Here is an 18,914-nt window from a genome sequence, read left to right as displayed (position 1 = left end):
CTACCCGCTTAAGACCGCCAAACTTTAGAAACTCTTTAACCACCTTTAGCTTGAACTGCTTGCTGTACTTGCTCATAAAACAAAACCCCCTTGGTTGGACATAGCGTCCAACTTTTGGGGGTCAGTTCATAGGGTGGCTTTTCTAATGTACGGCTTAGTTTTAAGTTAGCTTATGCCAAGGTAAATTTGAGTTCACCAAGATTTCCTACTGAACTGACTACCTTATCGCCCTTCTTCAGCCAGACTTGTTTGTCTTTCGGCATCCCTGCTATTACGCCTTCCGGAGTTCCCGTAAAGATAATATCGCCAGGCTCTAGAGTCCAATAGGTACTGATATAGGAGATCATCTTTTGGGTGTTATGAATAAAGTCTGAGGTATTTGAGTTTTGACGTAGCTCACCATTGACCCAAGTTTTGACCGTCAAGTTGTTAGGGTCACCCACTAAATCAGCCGTCACAAAATAAGGGCCGATTGGTGCGTACTGATCCAAGGTCTTACCTACCATCCACTGACCATTGGGTAGATCTAGCTGCAAGTCACGCGAGGAGAAATCATTAGAGGTGCAATACCCGCCAATATAATCGAGCGCCGCAGATTCAGGGATGTTACGTCCTTGCTTGCCCACCACAATCAACAGCTCAGTCTCATAGTCAAGCTTGTAAGACACTGATGGCGGAGGAATCTGCAATAAGCTGTTATGCGCAGTCAGAGTGTTATTGTATTTATTAAACAATGGTGGAACGCGTGGGTAACCACGACCAACCTCATCGGCATGGGCACGGAAATTTAAGCCAACACAGATAATCTTGCCTGGATTTTTAAATAGACGTCCAAAAGTAATGTCAGATTCTTTTAAGTAAGGAACACCAGATTTATCTGCGCTAGCCACTACTCTATTAAATCCTGCAGCATTACCTTCTTGCAACAACTGATCTAGCGTAGTTGGAGCGGCAATCTTCATCTTCTTGGCTACAGCGCGGACATCAATTACGCCCTTTGGAGTCACAACCCCTAACGTCTCTGTACCGTCAGAATTCATAATGGAGAGGATCTTGCTGTTCTTCACCATTTCACGAGGACCCTTGTATGGCTCACCACCCCATACTGAAGTTTGATGTGCAGAAGCTTCTTGCATTACACCCATAGTGGAAGCTGCTACTAAACCAGCACCTGCTGCTGATGCGGTTTTCATAAATTGACGGCGTGAACTCATCCATTTCTCCTTTTGTTTTAATAAATTATTTTAATTGCTAATTAATCACTACAAAAGGAATATTACTGCAGCAAAATATGCGGTGGTGCAGCAAATAGAATGAAAGCGGACGACTAAGCTAAGCCGAAGAAAGTCGCAATGCGGTAGGTAATGAATGAAGCAATGTAAGCTAGTCCGAACAAGTAGCTCAGCATAATGATTGGAATCTTCCAACCGCCCGTTTCGCGCTTAACCGCAGCAATGGTTGAAAGGCACTGCGGCGCAAACACAAACCATGCCAGCAAAGAAAGAGCAGTCGCCAACGACCAACCACTAGAGATCAATGGAATCAATGCTTCTGCTGCATCAGCACTAGAGCTTGATAAGGCGTAAACCGTTGCAAGTGAACTCACGACTACCTCGCGCGCGGCCATGCCAGGCACTAAGGCAATGCTGATCTGCCAGTTAAAACCAATTGGCGAGAAGACATGCGCTAGGGCCTGTCCGATGACGCCAGCAAAACTATATTGAATTGGAGATCCAGTTGCGCCTTCTGGTGGCTGCGGAAAGCACGATAAAACCCATAGGCCAATGGTCATGATCAAAATAATGCCACCCACACGACGCAAGAAAATTTCTGCGCGTTGCCATAGACTGATGGCTAAATTGCCTAAGCGTGGCAAGTGATAACTCGGTAACTCCATCATGAGGGCGTTCATTCTGAACTGCTCACTAGTAAATCGTTTCAGCACCCAAGCTACAGCCATGGCCCCCAAGATACCGGCCAAGTACAACAAGAACAGCACTAAGCCTTGCAAATCAATGCCGACCCATAATTTCTGTTCCGGAATAAATGCAGAGATTAATAAGGCGTACACCGGCAGACGCGCTGAACAAGTCATCATCGGTGCGATCAAGATGGTGACTAAACGATCGCGCGCATTAGAGATACTGCGCGTTGCCATGATGCCAGGAATAGCGCAGGCAAAGCTAGATAGAAGGGGAATAAATGAGCGCCCCGATAAACCAACGGAGCCCATCACGCGATCCAAGAGATAGGCTGCTCTGGGCAAATAACCAGACTCTTCTAGCAACAAAATAAAGAAGAACAAAATCAAGATCTGCGGCAGAAAGATCACAACCCCACCTAATCCAGCCAAGATGCCATTAATCAACAAGCTACGTAACCAGGTGTCTGGCAGAACCTCACTCATTTGTGTGCCAAGATATTCAATCGAGGTCTTGATCAATTCCATCGGCATGGTTGCCCAAGTAAAGACGGCTTGGAAAATGCAAAAGAGTAAGACAACCAAAATCATCGGACCAACTATTGGGTGTAGCAATACTGCATCCAAGCGATCACTCAGTTGATCGGGAATAATTTGGTCAAGACCCAAGTTCTGCAATATGCGCTGTACCTGCACGTTGTCAGATTCTGTATGGGCAATATGCGAAGCAACATTTTCTAAGGTGGCATCACTAGTGCCGGTGCGCAAGGCATTGAGATTGCGCCAATCTAGTTCTGATAAGAACTGCTTGATACCATCTGCGCCATCTGACTGTATGCCAACACTCGTAATCACCGGAAGCCCCAGTTCCTGAGAGAGTGCAGCTGTATCAATCTGCAAGCCTTGGCGTTTAGCGATGTCGAGCATATTGAGTACTACAACGCATGGCAATCCCAAGCGCTTCGCAGCTAACACTAGGCGTAGATTGCGACGCAAGTTCATAGCACTCAAAATGCACAAAACTAAGTCGGGACGTTTCTCCCCTTCTGCTCTGCCCAAGAGGACATTACAAGTCACCCGCTCATCAAGTGATCGGGGATAAAGGCTATAGGCCCCCGGTAAATCTAGGATACGAATATTTTTTCCAGACCCAAGTGCTAGTCGACCCTCTTTACGCTCAACAGTTACACCAGAATAATTGGCGACTTTCTGGCGACTGCCAGTGAGTAAATTAAATAATGCGGTCTTTCCGCAATTGGGATTACCCAATAAAGCGACGATTGGTTCGTTGGGGAAAAAATGGACGGTAGATTCAGACATGAGGAATTAACTCAACCTCAATCATCCGAGCTTCTGATTGACGCAAGGCAAATGTGGAAATACCAACTCGAACTAGATAAGGCCCTTTTTTCAGCAGACCTTTGCGCAGCAAAGTGACCTGCTCACCGGGAAGAAAGCCAATATCTTCCAACTGCCCCTTAATTTGAGGGGCGCCTTTGGGGGCATTCACTTCACTCACCCGATAGAGGTTACCAAGGTCGACCTGATCTAAATTCATTCAATATGCTTTTTAGCTAGCTAAGAAGGGATTATAGCTTTAAATGAGAATGAATATCATTCATTCAAAAGCGAAATTATTCCTTTAATAATGAGGCATCCTAAGCCTTTAGGATTTGATCCAAAGCAAAAGTAATAGGCTTAATCCAGACTCATTTGAATTGATTGAGAAGAGACGCAAATACCTGAAATCAATTCAGTGCAGTAGGTGTTGTGAAGCCGTAATTACGCAGAATCGATTTAGCCTGCGGGCCCTGCATAAATTGATATAGATCTTGCGCCTCTTGTGGAGCGTCTTTGATCAACACCATTCTTTGTTGAATGGGGGAATAGAGTTTGCTATCGACCAATATGAAGTTGGTCTCTTTTACAACCCCTGATGACTTCACTAATGACAAAGCAGTAAAGCCAATATCTGCCGCACCACTCACTACGTATGTTGTAGCCACGCCAATGTTATCGGCATAGACCAGTTTATTTTTCGCCAGATCCCATAAGCCCTCTGCATTGAGATATTCCATCGCCGCTTTTCCATAAGGCGCTAACTCAGGTTTTGCGATAGCAATCTTGTTTGCCTTCATGATGGCTCTACTGACCTCCGCCTTACTGTTAACCAGCTGAATGCCAGCAGAGGTTTTGGCGATCAAGGCAAGCTTGCCAATGGCGTAGACAACTCCTTCATTGATCGTCTTGCCATTTTTATAAAGCTCAAGAGGAAAATACTCATCAGCGGCGATCAAGAGATTGAATGGCGCACCATTCATAATTTGAGCTGTGAAATTACCAGAGGAGCCATACACTATTCTCAACTCTGATTTACCAGTAGCCTTGAACGCACCGGCAATCTCACTAAAGGCATCTTTCATATTGGCAGCAACAGCAACCGTTGCACCCTGAGCAAAAGCAAAGTTTGCAAACAGCAGGAGTGATGCGAATAAGAAGAGGGTGCGAAGGTGCATGATTAAGCCCATTCTAGCGGATGCGAAGCGATGCTTGTTCAAAATCGTATTACTAATTTATGCGATAGTATTAGCTCAAACAACAAAAAGTTATCCGATGAAAAAATTATTCTCACACATACTTTGCACTGCACTACTAGCAATATTGGGCTATAGCCCTCTGGCAAATTCCCAAGAAAAAAGTATTGTGGTTTCTTCCACTACTTCCACTGAACAATCTGGACTGTTTGGCTTCATCCTACCTATCTTCAAGATGAAAACAGGTATTGATGTCAAAGTGGTTGCGGTAGGTACTGGCCAAGCCTTGGATATCGGGCGTCGTGGCGATGCAGATGTTGTCTTCGTTCATGACAAACCAGCAGAAGAGCTATTTGTCCAAGAAGGCTATTCCACCAAACGCAATGAAGTGATGTACAACGACTTTGTATTGATTGGGCCAAAATCTGATCCCGCAAAAGTTGGCGGTGGCAAAGATATCCAAGCGGCATTCCAAAAAATTGCATCTGCCCAAGCACTCTTTGTTTCTCGTGGTGATAAGAGTGGCACACATGCTGCAGAGCTTCGCTACTGGAAAGGTGCTGGCATTCCCGTTTCACCAAGTCAGAGTTGGTATAAAGAAACTGGCTCCGGTATGGGCCCTGCCCTCAATACCGCCTCAGCAATGAATGGCTATATCTTGGCAGACCGCGCAACCTGGTTAAGCTTTAAGAATCGTGGTGACCTCACTATATTGGCTCAAGGCGACCCCAAGCTCTTTAATCAATATGGCGTGATGCTAGTCAATCCAGCCAAGTACCCGTCAGTGAAAAAGGCTGAGGGCCAAGCATTTATCGACTGGCTCATTTCCAAGAATGGTCAAGACGTGATTGCTAGCTATCAAATTGGTGGCGAACAACTCTTCTTTCCTAATGCTAAGAAATAGACTTATTGGGAAAAAATCTTAATGCCTCTATGCGCGCTTTGCCAACCATGTCTATCTGCATACTTCGGTTGAGAATGTATTCATTCAGCTACTTTTACAAGTTTTTGTAACACCTCGCGAACATCCTGTGGAATTGGTGTTGGTTTATTAGTCTTCCGATCAACATAAACATGGACAAAATATCCCATCGCTGAGGCAAGGTCATCCTCATTCTTAAAAATGGCGACTTCATATTTGACGCTACTATTTCCTAAATGTGCCACTTTCAATCCAACATGAATCATGTCGGGATAGGCAATTGGTGAAAAATATTGGCATTGGGTCTCAATCACCAAGCCGATAGCGCTGCTTTCAAGTACATCCAAAACATTTTGCTCAATGAGATAACGATTTACCGCTGTATCAAAAAAAGAGTAGTACACCACGTTATTAATGTGCCCATAAACATCATTATCCATCCATCTAGAATGAACCTCTTCAAATGCTACAAAATCAGCGCGAACTGGTGGACTAGCTTTTTTATCGCTCATAAAGCCTCTCTATATAGCACTGCAGCGTCATTCAAAGTAATTTCACGAGGACTATTTTGTAATAAGCGTGTTTGCAGCATTGCATCTGCAGCCAACTGATCAATATCCTCTGCGGTGATACCAACCTCAATTAATTGTTTTGGCAACCCCAACTCACCAGCAAGACCGCCAAGATAGTTGGCCAGTTGAGTAGCCTGTTCAATGGATGAGCCTTGTAAGCCAGGCTTGATAATTTGACCCAACTCGGCATACATACTGTGCGCAGCTTCTAAATTAAAGCGCATCACAGGCCCCAGCATTAATGCATTTGATAGACCATGCGGCACATGAAATCTTGCACCAATTGGATAAGCTAATGCGTGTACACCCGCTACAGGGGCATTCGTAAATGCCATTCCCGCGAGACAAGCACCTAACAACATGTTTTCACGTGCATCAATATCGCTACCGGTCCTAACCGCTTTATGAAGATTGTCAGCCAATAAACGCAAAGCCTCTTTGGCTAAACAATCAGAAACAGGATTTTTTAAGCGTTTGGTTGTAAAGGCTTCAATAGCATGAACTATGGCATCAATACCAGTTGCAGCGGTGACATGGGCTGGAAGTCCCAGCGTTAACTCGGCATCAAGCAATGCAAGGTCTGGAAGTAATTGAGGAGAAACGACACCCTTCTTTTCACTCTCGCTAACAGTAATAATAGAAATGGTGGTTACCTCAGAACCAGTTCCTGCTGTTGTAGGAACCAAGATCAGGGGTAAGCGCGGCCCTTTCGCCATGCCTACACCATAGACATCTGCTAACTTTTCTTTACCGGGGGTTAATAGGGCAACTAATTTGGCTACGTCCATTGAGCTTCCACCACCAAAACCAACGATGTAATCCGCTTTGGCATCTTGAACTGCTTTTACAGCAGCATCAATCACTGATACAGGCGGATCAGCCTGCACATCAGAAAATATTTGCACTGGCAAACCAATTTCTTTGAACTGAGGTAAGGCTTTCTCAAGCAAGCCAGCGGATAGAACTCCTGGATCAGTAATGATTAGTACAGATTTTCCACCCCGCTCGGCAATTCTCTTGGCAAGATGAATAGTGCCGCCTCTTTCTACCAGGATGGAGCGGGTTGAGTGAAAGTCAAATTGCATATTTGCCTCTTACTAATTTTCTAAATTACTTCTTTTAATTTAAAACGCTTTATTTTTCAGAGTCTGTTCTTGACATCTCTTTCGCCAAATGAACATCTGCATGAAGAAAGATAAGGATGGGCCCCAGGTCTTGAACCTGGGGCCAAAGGATTACTTCTTAGGCGTTACGAAACCAATCGCTGTATCGTCAATAAACTCAACGATCACATCATCACCAGCTTTAAATTTCTCAAGACCTAACACTGCTGGATCTACTTTCACTTTTTGCTTCTCGCCGCTAGGCATTGTGAAAGTGACGATACGGGTCTTTTGATCGATCGTTGAAATCTTCACAGTTGCATAAATAGTGTCTGTTGTTTCTTCGAATGGCTTAGCAGAACCTTTGCCAGCGATCGTTACAGAACGCACACCAGAAACGCCTGGCTTAGCATCTTTAGCAGCAGCAGTTAATCCAACCGCAACCGCTTGTGCATGCTCAACCAAGAATACGTCACCTTTTTTGACTTTATCCAAGTCATTGATTGCTTTAGATACATTCATCTGTGCCAAGTTACCATTTGCATCTTTCAAGATAACAATACGTTTTTTAACATCTACAGAATCCACGGTTGCGCTAAGCACAATCACTTCAGCAGCTAAGGGCAACATTTTTGCAGGCGTTTGCGCAAAAACAGAAGTTGCACAAGTAATACCAACGGTAGCGAATAAACCAGCAAGTAAAGATTTCTTCAAGATAACTCCTAATTGAGGGGGTTCGATGGAACTAGATTGGGCTTGATACGCCACTAGTGCATTGTAACCATGGCATGTTTAATTAAAGTTTCTTATTTGGTAAATTAAACCTATCTACACATTGCATTTCATACTGCCAAACCATTGAAAACTATAGAAATCTTCCTTTTGCCCTGGGAGCGCGCCTCAGAAGCCGCTTACGCCATCCGCAAGCAGGTGTTTATTGAAGAGCAAGGGGTTCCAGAAGAGCTTGAGCTTGATGAGTACGATCCCTCAGCAATGCATGCTCTGGCTCATCAAGACGGCCAATGTGTTGGCACCGCAAGACTAGTCGATTTGGGTAATGGGCAAGCCCAGATTGGGCGTATGGCTGTCTTGGCAAACTTTCGAGGCCAAAACATCGGCAGGCAAATACTAGAAAAGCTATTGCTGACCGCTAAATCAAAAGATTTCTCTTCTCTGATCTTGCACTCTCAATTAACAGCAATACCTTTCTATGAAAAACTGGGTTTTGTAGCTACCGGTCAAACCTACGATGAGGCGGGCATTCCCCATCGTAATATGATGCTTATATTATCTAAATAAATTAAAAACTAATCGCTAATAATGAGTTTGCCAAGCACTTTTATCTACACTCATCGGGTCTGCTATGCCGATACTGATGCTGCAGGATTTATCTATCATGCGCGCTACCTTGATATCTTCGAACGTAGTCGGGCTGAATGGTTAGCTCAAAAAAATCTCAGCCCGAGCAAGCTGATTACTGAATTCAAAATTTTGATGCCCGTTCGTGAGCTTCAGATGGAATTTCATAAACCAGGTCGCCTCGATGATATGTTGCATATCGATCAAGTCATTGAACGCCGAAGTAGAGCTCAGGTTAGCGTTCGACAAACCGCAAAACGAGCTACTTTAAAGACTGCTATGGAACTGGAATTCATTGCCAGCGCTTTAATTAATATCGTCTGCCTGGATGTTGATACCTTGAAACCAAAAGCCTTTCCTGATTTTCTATTTGCTGCTGAATAAAAGGTATCCCATGTCTGATGGAAAATTACTCACCTTCGTTAAAGAACTCAGCCTATTGCTTGAGCAAAAACCAAGTGAAGAAGTGATTTTCACTAAAGGCAAAAAGCTCTTAGAGAATCTCATTGCTGTCGACGATTGGCTACCAGCCGAATTTACTAAACCACATCCTCAGTATTACCAACAATATCTTCTCTATGCAGATCCATTGGATCGCTTTTCGGTTGTGAGTTTTGTCTGGGGCCCAGGTCAAAAAACACCCTTACATAACCATACCGTCTGGGGCATGGTCGGCCAATTACGCGGAGAAGAAAAAGGGACTCCTTACCATCGTCAAGCAGAGGGTGGCTTTAGAGCTGGCGAAGCTTGTATTTGCCCTCCGGGTTACGTGGATACCGTCTCACCGAATACGCATGACATCCATGTTGTTGAAAACAATCATCTCCATCAAACGTCCATCAGCATTCATGTGTACGGTGGCAATATCGGCAGAATTCAGCGCTCGGTATTTGACCCAGTGACTGGTGCAGAAAAATCGTTTGTCTCTGGTTATGCCAATACCGTTGTTCCTAACCTCTGGAATCCGGCTTAATTCAATAAAGTGAGTTCTTTGAGGTCAATGACTTAAAATAGAAGCTCTTACTGCAAACGCGCTTGCGTGGCAGCTCACCCCATTGACCGGGATAGTCGATTTTTAAATACGTTGAATACGGGTCAATACTTTATTGGCCCCTATGTTATTTACAGATCTTGGTTTATCAGAACCCATTCTTCGCGCTATTGCAGAAGAGGGCTATACCAGCCCTACCCCTATTCAAGCGAAATCCATCCCCGCAGTTCTGAAGGGTGGAGATCTTTTAGCAGCAGCGCAAACTGGCACTGGCAAAACTGCTGGCTTCACACTGCCTATCTTGCAACGCCTCAGCAGTACTCCCAAAGCGAGTGGTAAAAGGCTATTACGAGTATTGATCCTGACTCCCACTCGCGAATTAGCCGCGCAAGTTCAAGAGTCTGTTGTTACTTACGGCAAGTACACAGGCCTAAAGTCAACTGTCATCTTTGGCGGTGTTGGCGCCAATCCCCAAATTAAAGCGATTGCTGGTGGCCTTGATATTTTAGTTGCTACACCAGGTCGCTTGTTGGATTTGATGTCGCAAAAATGTGTCTCACTCAACGATATTGAAATTCTGGTGTTGGATGAAGCTGATCGCATGCTCGACATGGGCTTCTTACGCGATATCAAAAAGATCTTGGCTGCCTTACCCAAGAAACGCCAGAACCTACTCTTCTCGGCAACCTTCTCAACCGAGATTAAACAATTAGCCGATGGCTTACTCAACTCACCAGAGTTGATTGAAGTCGCCCGCAGCAATAGTGCGAATGAAGCGATTGCGCAGTTAATCCATCCCGTTGATAGAACCAAGAAGCATCCGCTCTTAGCGCACCTCATTAAGAGCAATGACTGGAAACAGGTTCTAGTATTTACACGTACCAAGCATGGCGCCAATAAGCTCGTTACCCAATTAGAAAAAGATGGCATCACCAGCATGGCCATTCATGGGAATAAGAGTCAAACTGCGCGTACCAAAGCGCTGGCTGATTTTAAGGCAGGTAAATTAACAGCATTAGTAGCCACTGATATTGCTGCGCGGGGTATTGATATTGATCAGTTACCGCATGTGGTGAACTATGATTTGCCAAACGTATCCGAAGATTACGTCCATCGTATTGGCCGTACTGGTCGTGCTGGCTCTAATGGGGTTGCCGTTTCTTTAGTTTGCGTTGATGAGCACCAGATGCTGCGGGATATTGAAAAACTCATCAAACAAAAACTTCCTCAAGAAGTGATTGCGGGATTTGAGCCAGATCCAAACGCAGTAGCCCAACCCATACAACTGCGTAGCCAACAACACCAACAATTCAGAAAGCCCCGTGGTGGTGGCTCAGGAAGCGCTCCAGCTCGTCAGGCGCCAGCTAAGCGTAGCAGCCCACCGAAAAGAAGCTTCAATCGCTAACATTCTTACGGATTAAAATGTTTGGATGACACAAACAACCATTGCCGAAACACTTGAACCACGCTTAACCTCCCTCTCTCATGGTGGTGGCTGTGGCTGCAAGATTGCACCGGGGGTGCTAGCAGAGATTTTGAAGAATGTTCCTCAGTTGCCCTTCCCTAAGGAATTACTGATCGGCATTGAAACCTCGGATGATGCTGCGGTTTATCAAATTAATGAGTCGCAAGCCATTGTTGCAACGACTGACTTCTTCATGCCCATCGTGGATGATCCATTTGATTTTGGCAAGATTGCAGCAACCAATGCAATTAGCGATATCTATGCAATGGGTGGCACTCCATTATTTGCACTTGCTTTAGTTGGCATGCCGATCAAAGTCTTATCCAATAAAACCATTGCGCGCATTTTGGAGGGTGGCGCTGAAGCGTGTCGTAGTGCCGGTATTCCGGTTGCTGGTGGCCATACGATTGATTCAGTGGAGCCAATTTATGGCTTGGTTGCAATTGGCATTGTTGATCCTCAGCGCGTAAAGAGTAATGCGAGCGCTAAGCCCGGTGATGTATTGATTTTAGGAAAACCCCTTGGCGTCGGTATTTTGTCGGCAGCCTTGAAAAAGGATTTGCTTGGCCCAGACGGCTATCGAGAAATGATTTCGAACACAACCAAACTCAATGCTGCAGGTCCTGATTTAGCAAAGCTTGCTGGGGTACATGCCCTGACCGATGTTACAGGCTTTGGCTTAGCAGGCCATATGCTGGAGTTAGCACGGGGCTCTGGTTGCACCGCTCATATTGACTGGAGTCAAGTGCCACTCCTCTCAAACGTACAACATCTTGCCGATGAGGGAATTATCACAGGCGCATCGGATCGCAATTGGCAAAGCTATGGTGACGAAGTGGGTATTCCAGCAGATTTCACCTTAGCACAGCGTGCCTTGTTAACCGATCCGCAAACTAGCGGTGGCTTACTCGTCTCTTGCAGCCCAGATTGCGTTAAAGCAGTATTGGATATCTTTAACCAACATCAATTCTTAGGCGCTAGAGTGATTGGCCAAATGAGCAAACGCCAAGGCAAGCCCTTAGTTGTTTCTTAGTTGACAGTTTGGCGAGACGCTAAATACTTTACGCCTTGTGGCCCATAGCGCTCTGCATGTTCTTGTTCAAAGGCTAGCTGAAAGACATCGCCTACTTCGTATTTTTTTGTCTCACCTGCGATATCAATCTCGATATACCCATCCAAGATTAATGCTTGCACCGCAAATGGATGGGTGTGATTGCCTAATTGACCATTGGGAGGTTGTTGCACTTCCACTGGCGTGGGATACCCCGCTTTTTTGAGTTGCTGTAAAAATTGGTCTTGGTTCATGCTTTTACTATAGCGTGGATATACACTGCTGACATCAGTCATTTAAAGCGAGAAAACGAGGGTATATGGCAGTCAAAGTCATCGGATTAATGGAGCTCAGTGATCAAACTGCCTTTGAGCAATACCGCAGTCAGGTAGGTAAAACCGTGGAGCAGTACAAAGGCAGTATTGAGCACCGTGGCGAGATCACTGAAGTGTTTTGGAATGAATTATCCATTCAAGCCTTTAGCGCATTTGTAGAGTTGCATTTCCCCAGCAAGGAAGATGCGCATACTTGGGCTAATAGCCCTGAATACCAATCTCTTGTCGCTATTCGCAAGCAAGCAATGCGACTCACCCTCTTTGGTGTGGGGATCTAAAAGAAAAAGCCTAGTGGATTAGACTAGGCTTTTAGATCAATTGGGGGTAAGAATTACTTCTTAGCTTCCATTGCTTCTTTTGTAGCGGTAATTTCTTTACGACGCTCCTTACAAGCACCAGCGATTTCTTGCAAGGCTTTACGAGCGCGAGCTGCAGATGCCTTAATACCTTTTTCAATAAATTTTTCGTTCTCAGCTTTGTATGTTTCGAAAGCAGCTAACAATGTATCGTGTTGTGACATCTTGTCTCCCATTCATCAAATAAATATTCATACCAACAACGATGTCAGTATATCCCCATAAAAAGCACTAAAAATGGCGATTTTTATCAGGGATAACTCTTAGAAGCAGTCATTCAGCCAAAATGCTTTAATCAGACAAAATATCCTGGAGACATCAAAATGCTCAGAAAAATCCTAGTTTTAGCAACTGCCAGCCTGCTCTCCCTTGTCACCTTGATGGCAAGTGCTCAAAACACCACCTGGCCCGCCCCGAACAAGCCCATCACCTTTATTAACCCCTTCCCCCCAGGCGGCGCTGTAGATGCCTTTGGGCGCCCTTTGGCCAAACAGCTTTCTACCCAGCTCAATGATTCCATCGTGGTAGATAACCGCGGCGGGGCAGGCGGCACCCTGGGTGCTGGCGTTGCAGCAAAAATGGCTCCTGATGGATATACCTGGCTTCTTGGTGCAGTGCATCACTCGATTGCACCCAGCATGTACCCCAACCTGCCTTATGACATTACCAAAGACTTTGAGCCCATTGCCATCATCGGCAGCGTTCCCCATGTGGTCGTCGTCAACCCTAGTAAGTTTCCAAAAAATGATTTGAAATCCATCATTGAAGAAATTCGTAAGCATCCTGGCAAATACAACTATGCATCGACAGGCAACGGCACATCACAACACTTAGCTGGTGAGCTGTTTAAGATGCAAAACAAATTATTCATCACCCACATTCCCTATCGTGGCACTGGTCCAGCATTACAAGATTTAGTTGCCGGTCAAGTCGATATGATGTTTGACACCCTAGCTGGTGCAGCACCGTTTATTAAAAGCGGTCAACTTATTGCTGTCGCGGTTGCAAGTAATCAACGCAACCCTGCTTTTCCAAATGTACCTACCGCACAAGAATTGGGTATCAGCAATTTTGTAGTCTCGAGCTGGTATGCCATGTGGGCAATTAAAGGTACGCCCAAAGAGATTGTCGATAAGATGAGCACAGAAGTACAAAGCGCGCTTGCCTCACCTGAGATTAAAGAACGCTGGGCTGGCATGGGCGCTACCGTACCAAAAATGAGCCGCCCTGAATTAGCCAATTACATCAACCAAGAGATTGTGCGTTGGAGCGAAGTAGTTAAAAAATCCGGCGCTAAATTAGATTAATCAAAACAGTAGAGACAATATGAGCATTCCAGTAAAACATTATTCCTTTGTACGCAATAAGCTTTTAAACAAAGAAGAAATTGCTTTTTTAGATGTCCGTGAAGAAGACCCACATGCACGCGAGCATCCTTTATTCGCTGCCAACTTACCACTCTCTCGTATTGAGATAGATGCTTACGGAAAACTACCAAACACACATATTCCGATTGTGACGCTCGATGATGGCGAGGGCTATGCAGAGTTGGCTGCACAACGCTTACTGTCTTTAGGTTTTAGCGATGTATCTATATTTGAGGGTGGTGTGCAAGCTTGGAAAGCTGCAGGTGGCCAAGTCTTTAAGGATGTAAACGTACCCAGTAAATCTTTTGGTGAGTTAGTGGAATCAAAGCGCCATACCCCATCCCTCTCTGCCCAAGAAGTAAAACAGCTAATCGACAATCAAGCAGATGTCGTCGTAGTAGACGTGCGTCGCTTTGATGAATACAACACCATGAGTATCCCTACTGGCATCAGCGTACCAGGCGCTGAGTTGGTTCTTCGTTTACCAGAGTTAGCACCCAATCCCAAAACCAAGATCATCGTCAACTGCGCCGGCAGAACTCGCAGCATCATCGGCACACAATCACTCATCAATGCGGGCATCCCCAATGAAGTCAATGCACTACGCAATGGTACGATTGGCTGGACTCTAGCGGGACAAGAACTGGACAAGGGTCAAACTCGCAAATTTAAAGATGTGAGCCAAGGCACTACCAGCGAAGCAGCGCAGCGGGCACGCAGGGTGGCTGATAGTGCTGGTGTGAAACGCGCCACTCTAGCTGATGTAGATCAGTGGAAATCTCAGAGTGAGCGGACAACTTATTTCTTTGATACTCGCACCCCAGAAGAATATGAATCCGGCCACCTTCCAGGATTTCGTTCGGTACCTGGTGGGCAACTTGTTCAAGAAACAGAAATGGTTGCTCCAGTGCGCGGCGCACGCATTGTCTTAGTGGATCCTAGCGGTGGCAGCGTTCGAGCCAATATGCCTGCTTCCTGGTTAGCACAAATGGCTTGGGAGGTTTATGTTCTCGATGATGTCAGCACTGCCGCCCTCACTGAGAAAGGTCCATGGCAGCCACCTTTACCAAACCTTCCTCAAGTGAAGATGGTTGATGCAATCACTTTAGCGAACTGGCTAAAAGCAGATAGCACTGCGATTGCGGTAGATTTCAGTACACACGCTAATTATGTCAAGGGTCACATCCCTGGTAGCTGGTATGCCCTGCGCTCTCAATTGGCGGATGCGATGCAAAAGATTCCCAAAGCCAATCGTTATGTTCTTACCAGCGTACCTGCAGAGTTAAGTCTATTTGTTGCACAAGAATTTCAGGTGCCAACTAACGCAGAAGTATTCGCTCTAGAAGGTGGCAATGCCGCATGGATTAGCGCTGGCTTAGAGCTAGAGAAAGGCCCCAGCCATCTGGCTTCCCCACCACTAGATCGCTACAAACGTCCGTATGAAGGAACGAGCGTAGATCCTGCAGCAATGCAGGCCTACCTCGATTGGGAGTTTGGTTTAGTGGAACAACTGGGCAAAGATGGAACCCATCACTTCTGGGTTCTTTAGCAATGGATCAAACTACCTTGATCACCAAATCGGGTAGTCGATCAATCGTGCAGCGGATCACATCCCCTTTGACTACTGGACCTACATTTTCTGGGGTTCCTGAATAAATAATATCCCCAGGAAAGATCTCATTCGCTTCAGATAACTTGGCGATCTGCTCTGCTACTGACCAAATCATTTGATTGAGGTCAGCACTTTGCTTGGTTACGCCGTTCACCGATAGGGTAATTTTTCCACTCTGAAAATGCCCCACTTGCGCCACAGGAAAGATCGGGCCAATAGGAGCAGAGTAATCAAAAGATTTACCAATTTCCCAAGGCTTTTTTTGATCTCCCATAAAACGCTGCAGATCCCTTCGAGTCATATCCAGACCCAAGGCATATCCATATACATGCTCTAGCGCTTTTTCTACTGGAATATTCTTGCCACCCTTGCTGATTGCAGCGACTAACTCAACTTCATAGTGATAGTTTTTAGTCAAGCTTGGGTAGGGATGATCGACGATTTTATTGGGAGCCACAAATTGAATGGCATCAGTTGGTTTTTGAAAAAAGAATGGTGGCTCTCGAGTCGGATCAGAACCCATTTCTCTAGCATGCGCGGCATAATTTCGACCAATGCAATAAATGCGTCTAACTGGAAACTCTTCTGCACTGCCAGCAATGGGAATATAAGTTTGCCCAACGATAAATGGAGTTTTGATCGAAGCCGCCTGGGTCTGACCTGAGACTGCCGCCGTTGTGAAGGCTGCAGCACCAAGGCTTATTTTGAGGGCACTCCGACGACTCATATTTTTATTGATACTCATGTTGTCTCCACTATCAAATAGATTGCACAATCTTAATACTAATTTAAAGAGTGAATGAAGTCATAAATCAGGGTAAGCTAGCGCCATGAAATTTGCTAAAAAAATACTCCATGCCCAGCTGCTCATTGTGATATTGGCTTTACTTAGTGGGTGCGATAGAGAAACCTATACGACTTGGACTTGTCATTTCGCCAGCGAAACCAAAATCCCCATGGTGCTTCGCAAAGCACAAATGGAGTTTAAAGGGGGTAAGCTCGATTACTGCGGTAGTCTAGGTAATCTCAGCTATTTTGCTCAACAATGTCCCGCTCAAATTGAGCAATCGGGAACATTATTTACACCCTCCACTGGCCTACTTATTATGAATGGGCAAGAGTATCAATGCTCAGCTCTCTAGGTAGCATTTCAGATGAATAAACTGAGTCCCAAGAAACTGCTACTCACTAAGTGGACTGCAGTAAAGCCGATTGCCAAACAAAAGCATTTTCTAGTGAGCAAGGTCATTCTTCCCGAGCCGCCTAACGAAAAAATAGAGTTCGTCGAGATTGAGGCCGTCTATAGCAAGAAGACGACACAGATTGCTTGGCGTGACCTCACTAATAGTGAGCTATGGGTACAAGGCTGGAAATAAAAAACCGCCTCAACAATTGAGGCGGCTCTTTGGCTAATACACGGAGAATTAGTCAGACTTTTTTTTCGATGATGGTGTTTTCTTAACCAATTCATCAATATTTTTTTCTGCAGCATCCGCAACTTCATTCACAATACGGCGCCCTTCTTTAAACATATTCTGACCAGTAGTAGACATTTCGTGAACCACTTTAGATAACTTGTCAGCATGTGCTGGCATTTTATTTTCAGCATCTTCAAGCCAAGTTACCAGAGATGCACGTACTTTTTCAAGATGCTTCTCTGTTTCATCAGCAGCACCCTCACTCAAGTCTTTCAAGACAGCTTTCACTTTCTTTTGGTAAGCGTTAGCCCGTTTAGCAGCTTCTTTTGTTGCTTCATCTTGCAAATCCTTCAACTTCGCCAAATCATTTTTAGCGGCAGATTTTGCACTATCTAAAGCATTCTTCATGCCCCACTCAATCTCAGCTAAGTGATGTTCACTCAATTTTTTTGCAGCCTCTAGCAAAGTATGTGAATAATCAAATAATTCTTTGGCTTTTTCACGTTGCCATTTTTGCAGTTCTTGTGCATCCATTTTTTAACTCCTATCAATATGGGGTTTATCAAATCTCTCATATCCACTCTATACCGAAATTGGCAGACTGCCAATTCCTTCTAATTTATGGCATTAAAATGACAATACCATGGAAAAACACAGTATTTATGAGGCCATTGGGGGCATCGATAAGGTAGATGAATTGGTCGATCGTTTCTATGATCTCATGGCACTAGAACCCCAGTTTGCCGAGCTTCAGGCTATCCACCCCCCAGACTCAACCAGCTCTCGAGAAAAGCTTAAGTTCTTCCTCACAGGCTGGATGGGCGGACCTGACATTTATTCACCCAAATATGGGCACCCTATGCTGCGTGCTCGTCATCTGCATTTTAAGATTGGCATCCTAGATCGCAACCAATGGCTAGCATGCATGTATCGTGCACTTGAAGAATGTGGCATTGACGGCAATATTGCTAAACAACTAGAAGAATCCCTCTTCAATACTGCCGATTGGATGAGAAATCAGCCCAACTAAATTTTGTAGTTTTATCCTGATGATTATTAGGGGTTTAGTTTAAGCAAGCACTTTTTTTTGACTTCGATACACTTTAGCTTGAATTCAATTTAGAGAAATAAGCAATGATCGAAAGCGCCCTGCAATTATTAAGTGACCCCAATGCTTGGATCGCTTTTTTAACACTCTCTGCCCTGGAAATTGTTCTGGGGATAGACAACATTATTTTTATTAGCGTCATTGCCAATAGACTGCCAGTAGAAATTCGGGAAAAAGTACGGCGCTTTGGCCTGTTCTTTGCTTTAGCCACCCGCATCTTGTTATTACTCAGCCTGACGTGGGTAATGAGTCTTACCACCCCACTCTTCACATTGTTAGATCATTCTATTAGCGGTCGTGATCTCATCCTATTGCTGGGTGGATTCTTTTTAATCTGGAAAGCATCGAAAGAAATCTACGTTGAAGTAGAAGTGGGCGAACACGATGTACAAATTGAAAATGTCGATAGCGATAGGGTCAAAAAGTCGATTCCCGCTCTATTTCTTAGCTCTGTATTACAAATCAGCTTACTCGATATTATCTTCTCGCTCGACAGCGTGATTACGGCAGTAGGTATGGTCGATGAAATCAGCGTCATGATTGCGGCTGTGATTGCTTCGATTCTCATTATGCTGATTGCTGCCAAGCCGATTGGCGACTTTGTGCAACGTCACCCTTCTATCAAGGTCTTAGCCCTCTCCTTCTTAACAGTAGTTGGCGTGGTACTGATTGCAGAAGGTATGGGTATGCATATTCCTAAGGGCTACGTATATGTTGCGATGGGATTCTCACTCACCGTAGAGTTACTGAATATTCGCTCGCGTGAGAAGAAAAAACTCAAGAAAAGTCATTAGTACTGG

Annotated in this window: 24 protein-coding genes; 13 read left to right on the top strand and 11 right to left on the bottom strand. The window is 45.0% G+C overall.

Annotation, left to right across the window (positions count from 1 at the left end):
• Positions 1-170 precede the first annotated feature (170 nt).
• The 4 genes from ICN35_RS06425 to modA form a co-directional block, all read right to left on the bottom strand.
• A complete protein-coding gene (locus ICN35_RS06425) occupies positions 171-1,214 on the bottom strand; it encodes a fumarylacetoacetate hydrolase family protein (protein ID WP_215318296.1) in 1,044 nt (347 codons plus the stop codon).
• 113 nt (positions 1,215-1,327) lie between these two features.
• Positions 1,328-3,241 carry a ferrous iron transporter B gene (locus ICN35_RS06420; RefSeq protein ID WP_216125359.1) on the bottom strand — a complete coding sequence of 638 codons (1,914 nt, stop codon included), beginning with the start codon at positions 3,239-3,241 and terminating at the stop codon, positions 1,328-1,330.
• Positions 3,234-3,479, bottom strand: a complete 246-nt coding sequence (locus ICN35_RS06415; RefSeq protein ID WP_215318298.1) for a FeoA family protein — start codon at positions 3,477-3,479, stop codon at positions 3,234-3,236. Before ICN35_RS06415 ends, ICN35_RS06420 begins: the two co-directional genes overlap by 8 nt.
• A 190-nt stretch (positions 3,480-3,669) precedes the next feature.
• A complete protein-coding gene (gene modA, locus ICN35_RS06410) occupies positions 3,670-4,437 on the bottom strand; it encodes a molybdate ABC transporter substrate-binding protein (protein ID WP_216125357.1) in 768 nt (255 codons plus the stop codon).
• Positions 4,438-4,534: 97 nt separating this feature from the next.
• Here modA and ICN35_RS06405 point away from each other — a divergent pair, with 97 nt between their 5' ends.
• Entirely contained in the window at positions 4,535-5,359 is an 825-nt protein-coding gene (locus ICN35_RS06405; protein WP_216125355.1) for a substrate-binding domain-containing protein, read from the top strand.
• Positions 5,360-5,439: 80 nt separating this feature from the next.
• Here ICN35_RS06405 and ICN35_RS06400 read toward each other — a convergent pair whose 3' ends face one another.
• The 3 genes from ICN35_RS06400 to ICN35_RS06390 form a co-directional block, all read right to left on the bottom strand.
• On the bottom strand, positions 5,440-5,889 hold the full coding sequence (locus tag ICN35_RS06400) for a thioesterase family protein (protein WP_216125346.1): 450 nt from the start codon (positions 5,887-5,889) through the stop codon (positions 5,440-5,442).
• Positions 5,886-7,034 carry an iron-containing alcohol dehydrogenase gene (locus ICN35_RS06395; RefSeq protein ID WP_216125344.1) on the bottom strand — a complete coding sequence of 383 codons (1,149 nt, stop codon included), beginning with the start codon at positions 7,032-7,034 and terminating at the stop codon, positions 5,886-5,888. The genes ICN35_RS06400 and ICN35_RS06395 overlap by 4 nt, the downstream gene beginning before the upstream one ends.
• Before the next feature lie 150 nt (positions 7,035-7,184).
• Positions 7,185-7,766, bottom strand: coding sequence for a hypothetical protein (locus ICN35_RS06390; protein ID WP_255535735.1), 582 nt, complete (start codon positions 7,764-7,766; stop codon positions 7,185-7,187).
• Between the two features lie 144 nt (positions 7,767-7,910).
• On the opposite strand from ICN35_RS06390, the gene ICN35_RS06385 reads away from it, so the two are divergent.
• The 5 genes from ICN35_RS06385 (at position 7,911) to selD (ending at position 11,900) form a co-directional block, all read left to right on the top strand.
• A complete protein-coding gene (locus ICN35_RS06385; protein WP_216125342.1) occupies positions 7,911-8,351 on the top strand; it encodes a GNAT family N-acetyltransferase in 441 nt (146 codons plus the stop codon).
• A gap of 21 nt (positions 8,352-8,372) precedes the next feature.
• The gene (locus tag ICN35_RS06380; RefSeq protein WP_216125328.1) at positions 8,373-8,795 is read left to right on the top strand and encodes a YbgC/FadM family acyl-CoA thioesterase; all 423 of its coding nucleotides are present in this window, start codon (positions 8,373-8,375) and stop codon (positions 8,793-8,795) included.
• A gap of 10 nt (positions 8,796-8,805) precedes the next feature.
• Entirely contained in the window at positions 8,806-9,384 is a 579-nt protein-coding gene (locus ICN35_RS06375; protein ID WP_216125326.1) for a hypothetical protein, read from the top strand.
• 142 nt (positions 9,385-9,526) lie between these two features.
• Complete coding sequence (locus ICN35_RS06370; RefSeq protein WP_216125324.1) at positions 9,527-10,807, top strand: DEAD/DEAH box helicase; 1,281 nt, start codon at positions 9,527-9,529, stop codon at positions 10,805-10,807.
• A 25-nt stretch (positions 10,808-10,832) separates the two neighbouring features.
• Positions 10,833-11,900 carry a selenide, water dikinase SelD gene (gene selD / locus ICN35_RS06365; protein WP_215295103.1) on the top strand — a complete coding sequence of 356 codons (1,068 nt, stop codon included), beginning with the start codon at positions 10,833-10,835 and terminating at the stop codon, positions 11,898-11,900.
• On the opposite strand, the gene ICN35_RS06360 is transcribed toward selD, so the two are convergent.
• Complete coding sequence (locus ICN35_RS06360) at positions 11,897-12,172, bottom strand: cupin (RefSeq protein WP_216125321.1); 276 nt, start codon at positions 12,170-12,172, stop codon at positions 11,897-11,899. The two genes, selD and ICN35_RS06360, sit on opposite strands and share 4 nt — an antisense overlap.
• Before the next feature lie 65 nt (positions 12,173-12,237).
• On the opposite strand from ICN35_RS06360, the gene ICN35_RS06355 reads away from it, so the two are divergent.
• Positions 12,238-12,531, top strand: coding sequence for a DUF1330 domain-containing protein (locus ICN35_RS06355; RefSeq protein WP_216125319.1), 294 nt, complete (start codon positions 12,238-12,240; stop codon positions 12,529-12,531).
• Positions 12,532-12,584: 53 nt separating this feature from the next.
• Here ICN35_RS06355 and ICN35_RS06350 read toward each other — a convergent pair whose 3' ends face one another.
• Positions 12,585-12,773, bottom strand: a complete 189-nt coding sequence (locus tag ICN35_RS06350) for a hypothetical protein (RefSeq protein ID WP_087909716.1) — start codon at positions 12,771-12,773, stop codon at positions 12,585-12,587.
• A 159-nt stretch (positions 12,774-12,932) separates the two neighbouring features.
• On the opposite strand from ICN35_RS06350, the gene ICN35_RS06345 reads away from it, so the two are divergent.
• Entirely contained in the window at positions 12,933-13,916 is a 984-nt protein-coding gene (locus ICN35_RS06345; RefSeq protein ID WP_216125318.1) for a tripartite tricarboxylate transporter substrate binding protein, read from the top strand.
• Between the two features lie 19 nt (positions 13,917-13,935).
• Positions 13,936-15,525 carry a rhodanese homology domain-containing protein gene (locus ICN35_RS06340; protein WP_216125316.1) on the top strand — a complete coding sequence of 530 codons (1,590 nt, stop codon included), beginning with the start codon at positions 13,936-13,938 and terminating at the stop codon, positions 15,523-15,525.
• A gap of 7 nt (positions 15,526-15,532) precedes the next feature.
• On the opposite strand, the gene ICN35_RS06335 is transcribed toward ICN35_RS06340, so the two are convergent.
• A complete protein-coding gene (locus ICN35_RS06335; protein WP_255535734.1) occupies positions 15,533-16,333 on the bottom strand; it encodes a fumarylacetoacetate hydrolase family protein in 801 nt (266 codons plus the stop codon).
• Between the two features lie 85 nt (positions 16,334-16,418).
• Here ICN35_RS06335 and ICN35_RS06330 point away from each other — a divergent pair, with 85 nt between their 5' ends.
• Both ICN35_RS06330 and ICN35_RS06325 read left to right on the top strand, forming a co-directional pair.
• Positions 16,419-16,730: a hypothetical protein gene (locus ICN35_RS06330; RefSeq protein WP_216125314.1), complete on the top strand. Its 312-nt coding sequence runs from the start codon at positions 16,419-16,421 to the stop codon at positions 16,728-16,730.
• Positions 16,731-16,742: 12 nt separating this feature from the next.
• Positions 16,743-16,964 carry a TIGR02450 family Trp-rich protein gene (locus tag ICN35_RS06325; protein ID WP_215295114.1) on the top strand — a complete coding sequence of 74 codons (222 nt, stop codon included), beginning with the start codon at positions 16,743-16,745 and terminating at the stop codon, positions 16,962-16,964.
• 48 nt (positions 16,965-17,012) lie between these two features.
• On the opposite strand, the gene ICN35_RS06320 is transcribed toward ICN35_RS06325, so the two are convergent.
• Complete coding sequence (locus ICN35_RS06320) at positions 17,013-17,540, bottom strand: hypothetical protein (protein WP_215295116.1); 528 nt, start codon at positions 17,538-17,540, stop codon at positions 17,013-17,015.
• Positions 17,541-17,649: 109 nt separating this feature from the next.
• On the opposite strand from ICN35_RS06320, the gene ICN35_RS06315 reads away from it, so the two are divergent.
• Together ICN35_RS06315 and ICN35_RS06310 are read left to right on the top strand one after the other, a co-directional pair.
• Positions 17,650-18,036, top strand: a complete 387-nt coding sequence (locus ICN35_RS06315) for a group II truncated hemoglobin (RefSeq protein ID WP_216125312.1) — start codon at positions 17,650-17,652, stop codon at positions 18,034-18,036.
• 104 nt (positions 18,037-18,140) lie between these two features.
• Positions 18,141-18,908 carry a TerC family protein gene (locus tag ICN35_RS06310; protein WP_216125303.1) on the top strand — a complete coding sequence of 256 codons (768 nt, stop codon included), beginning with the start codon at positions 18,141-18,143 and terminating at the stop codon, positions 18,906-18,908.
• Positions 18,909-18,914: the final 6 nt, after the last annotated feature.

The organism is Polynucleobacter sp. es-GGE-1 (genome assembly GCF_018882005.1).
Classification (GTDB): domain Bacteria; phylum Pseudomonadota; class Gammaproteobacteria; order Burkholderiales; family Burkholderiaceae; genus Polynucleobacter.
The sequence above is the reverse complement of the archived record's forward strand: the minus strand, read 5'-3'. Positions and strand labels throughout refer to the sequence as shown.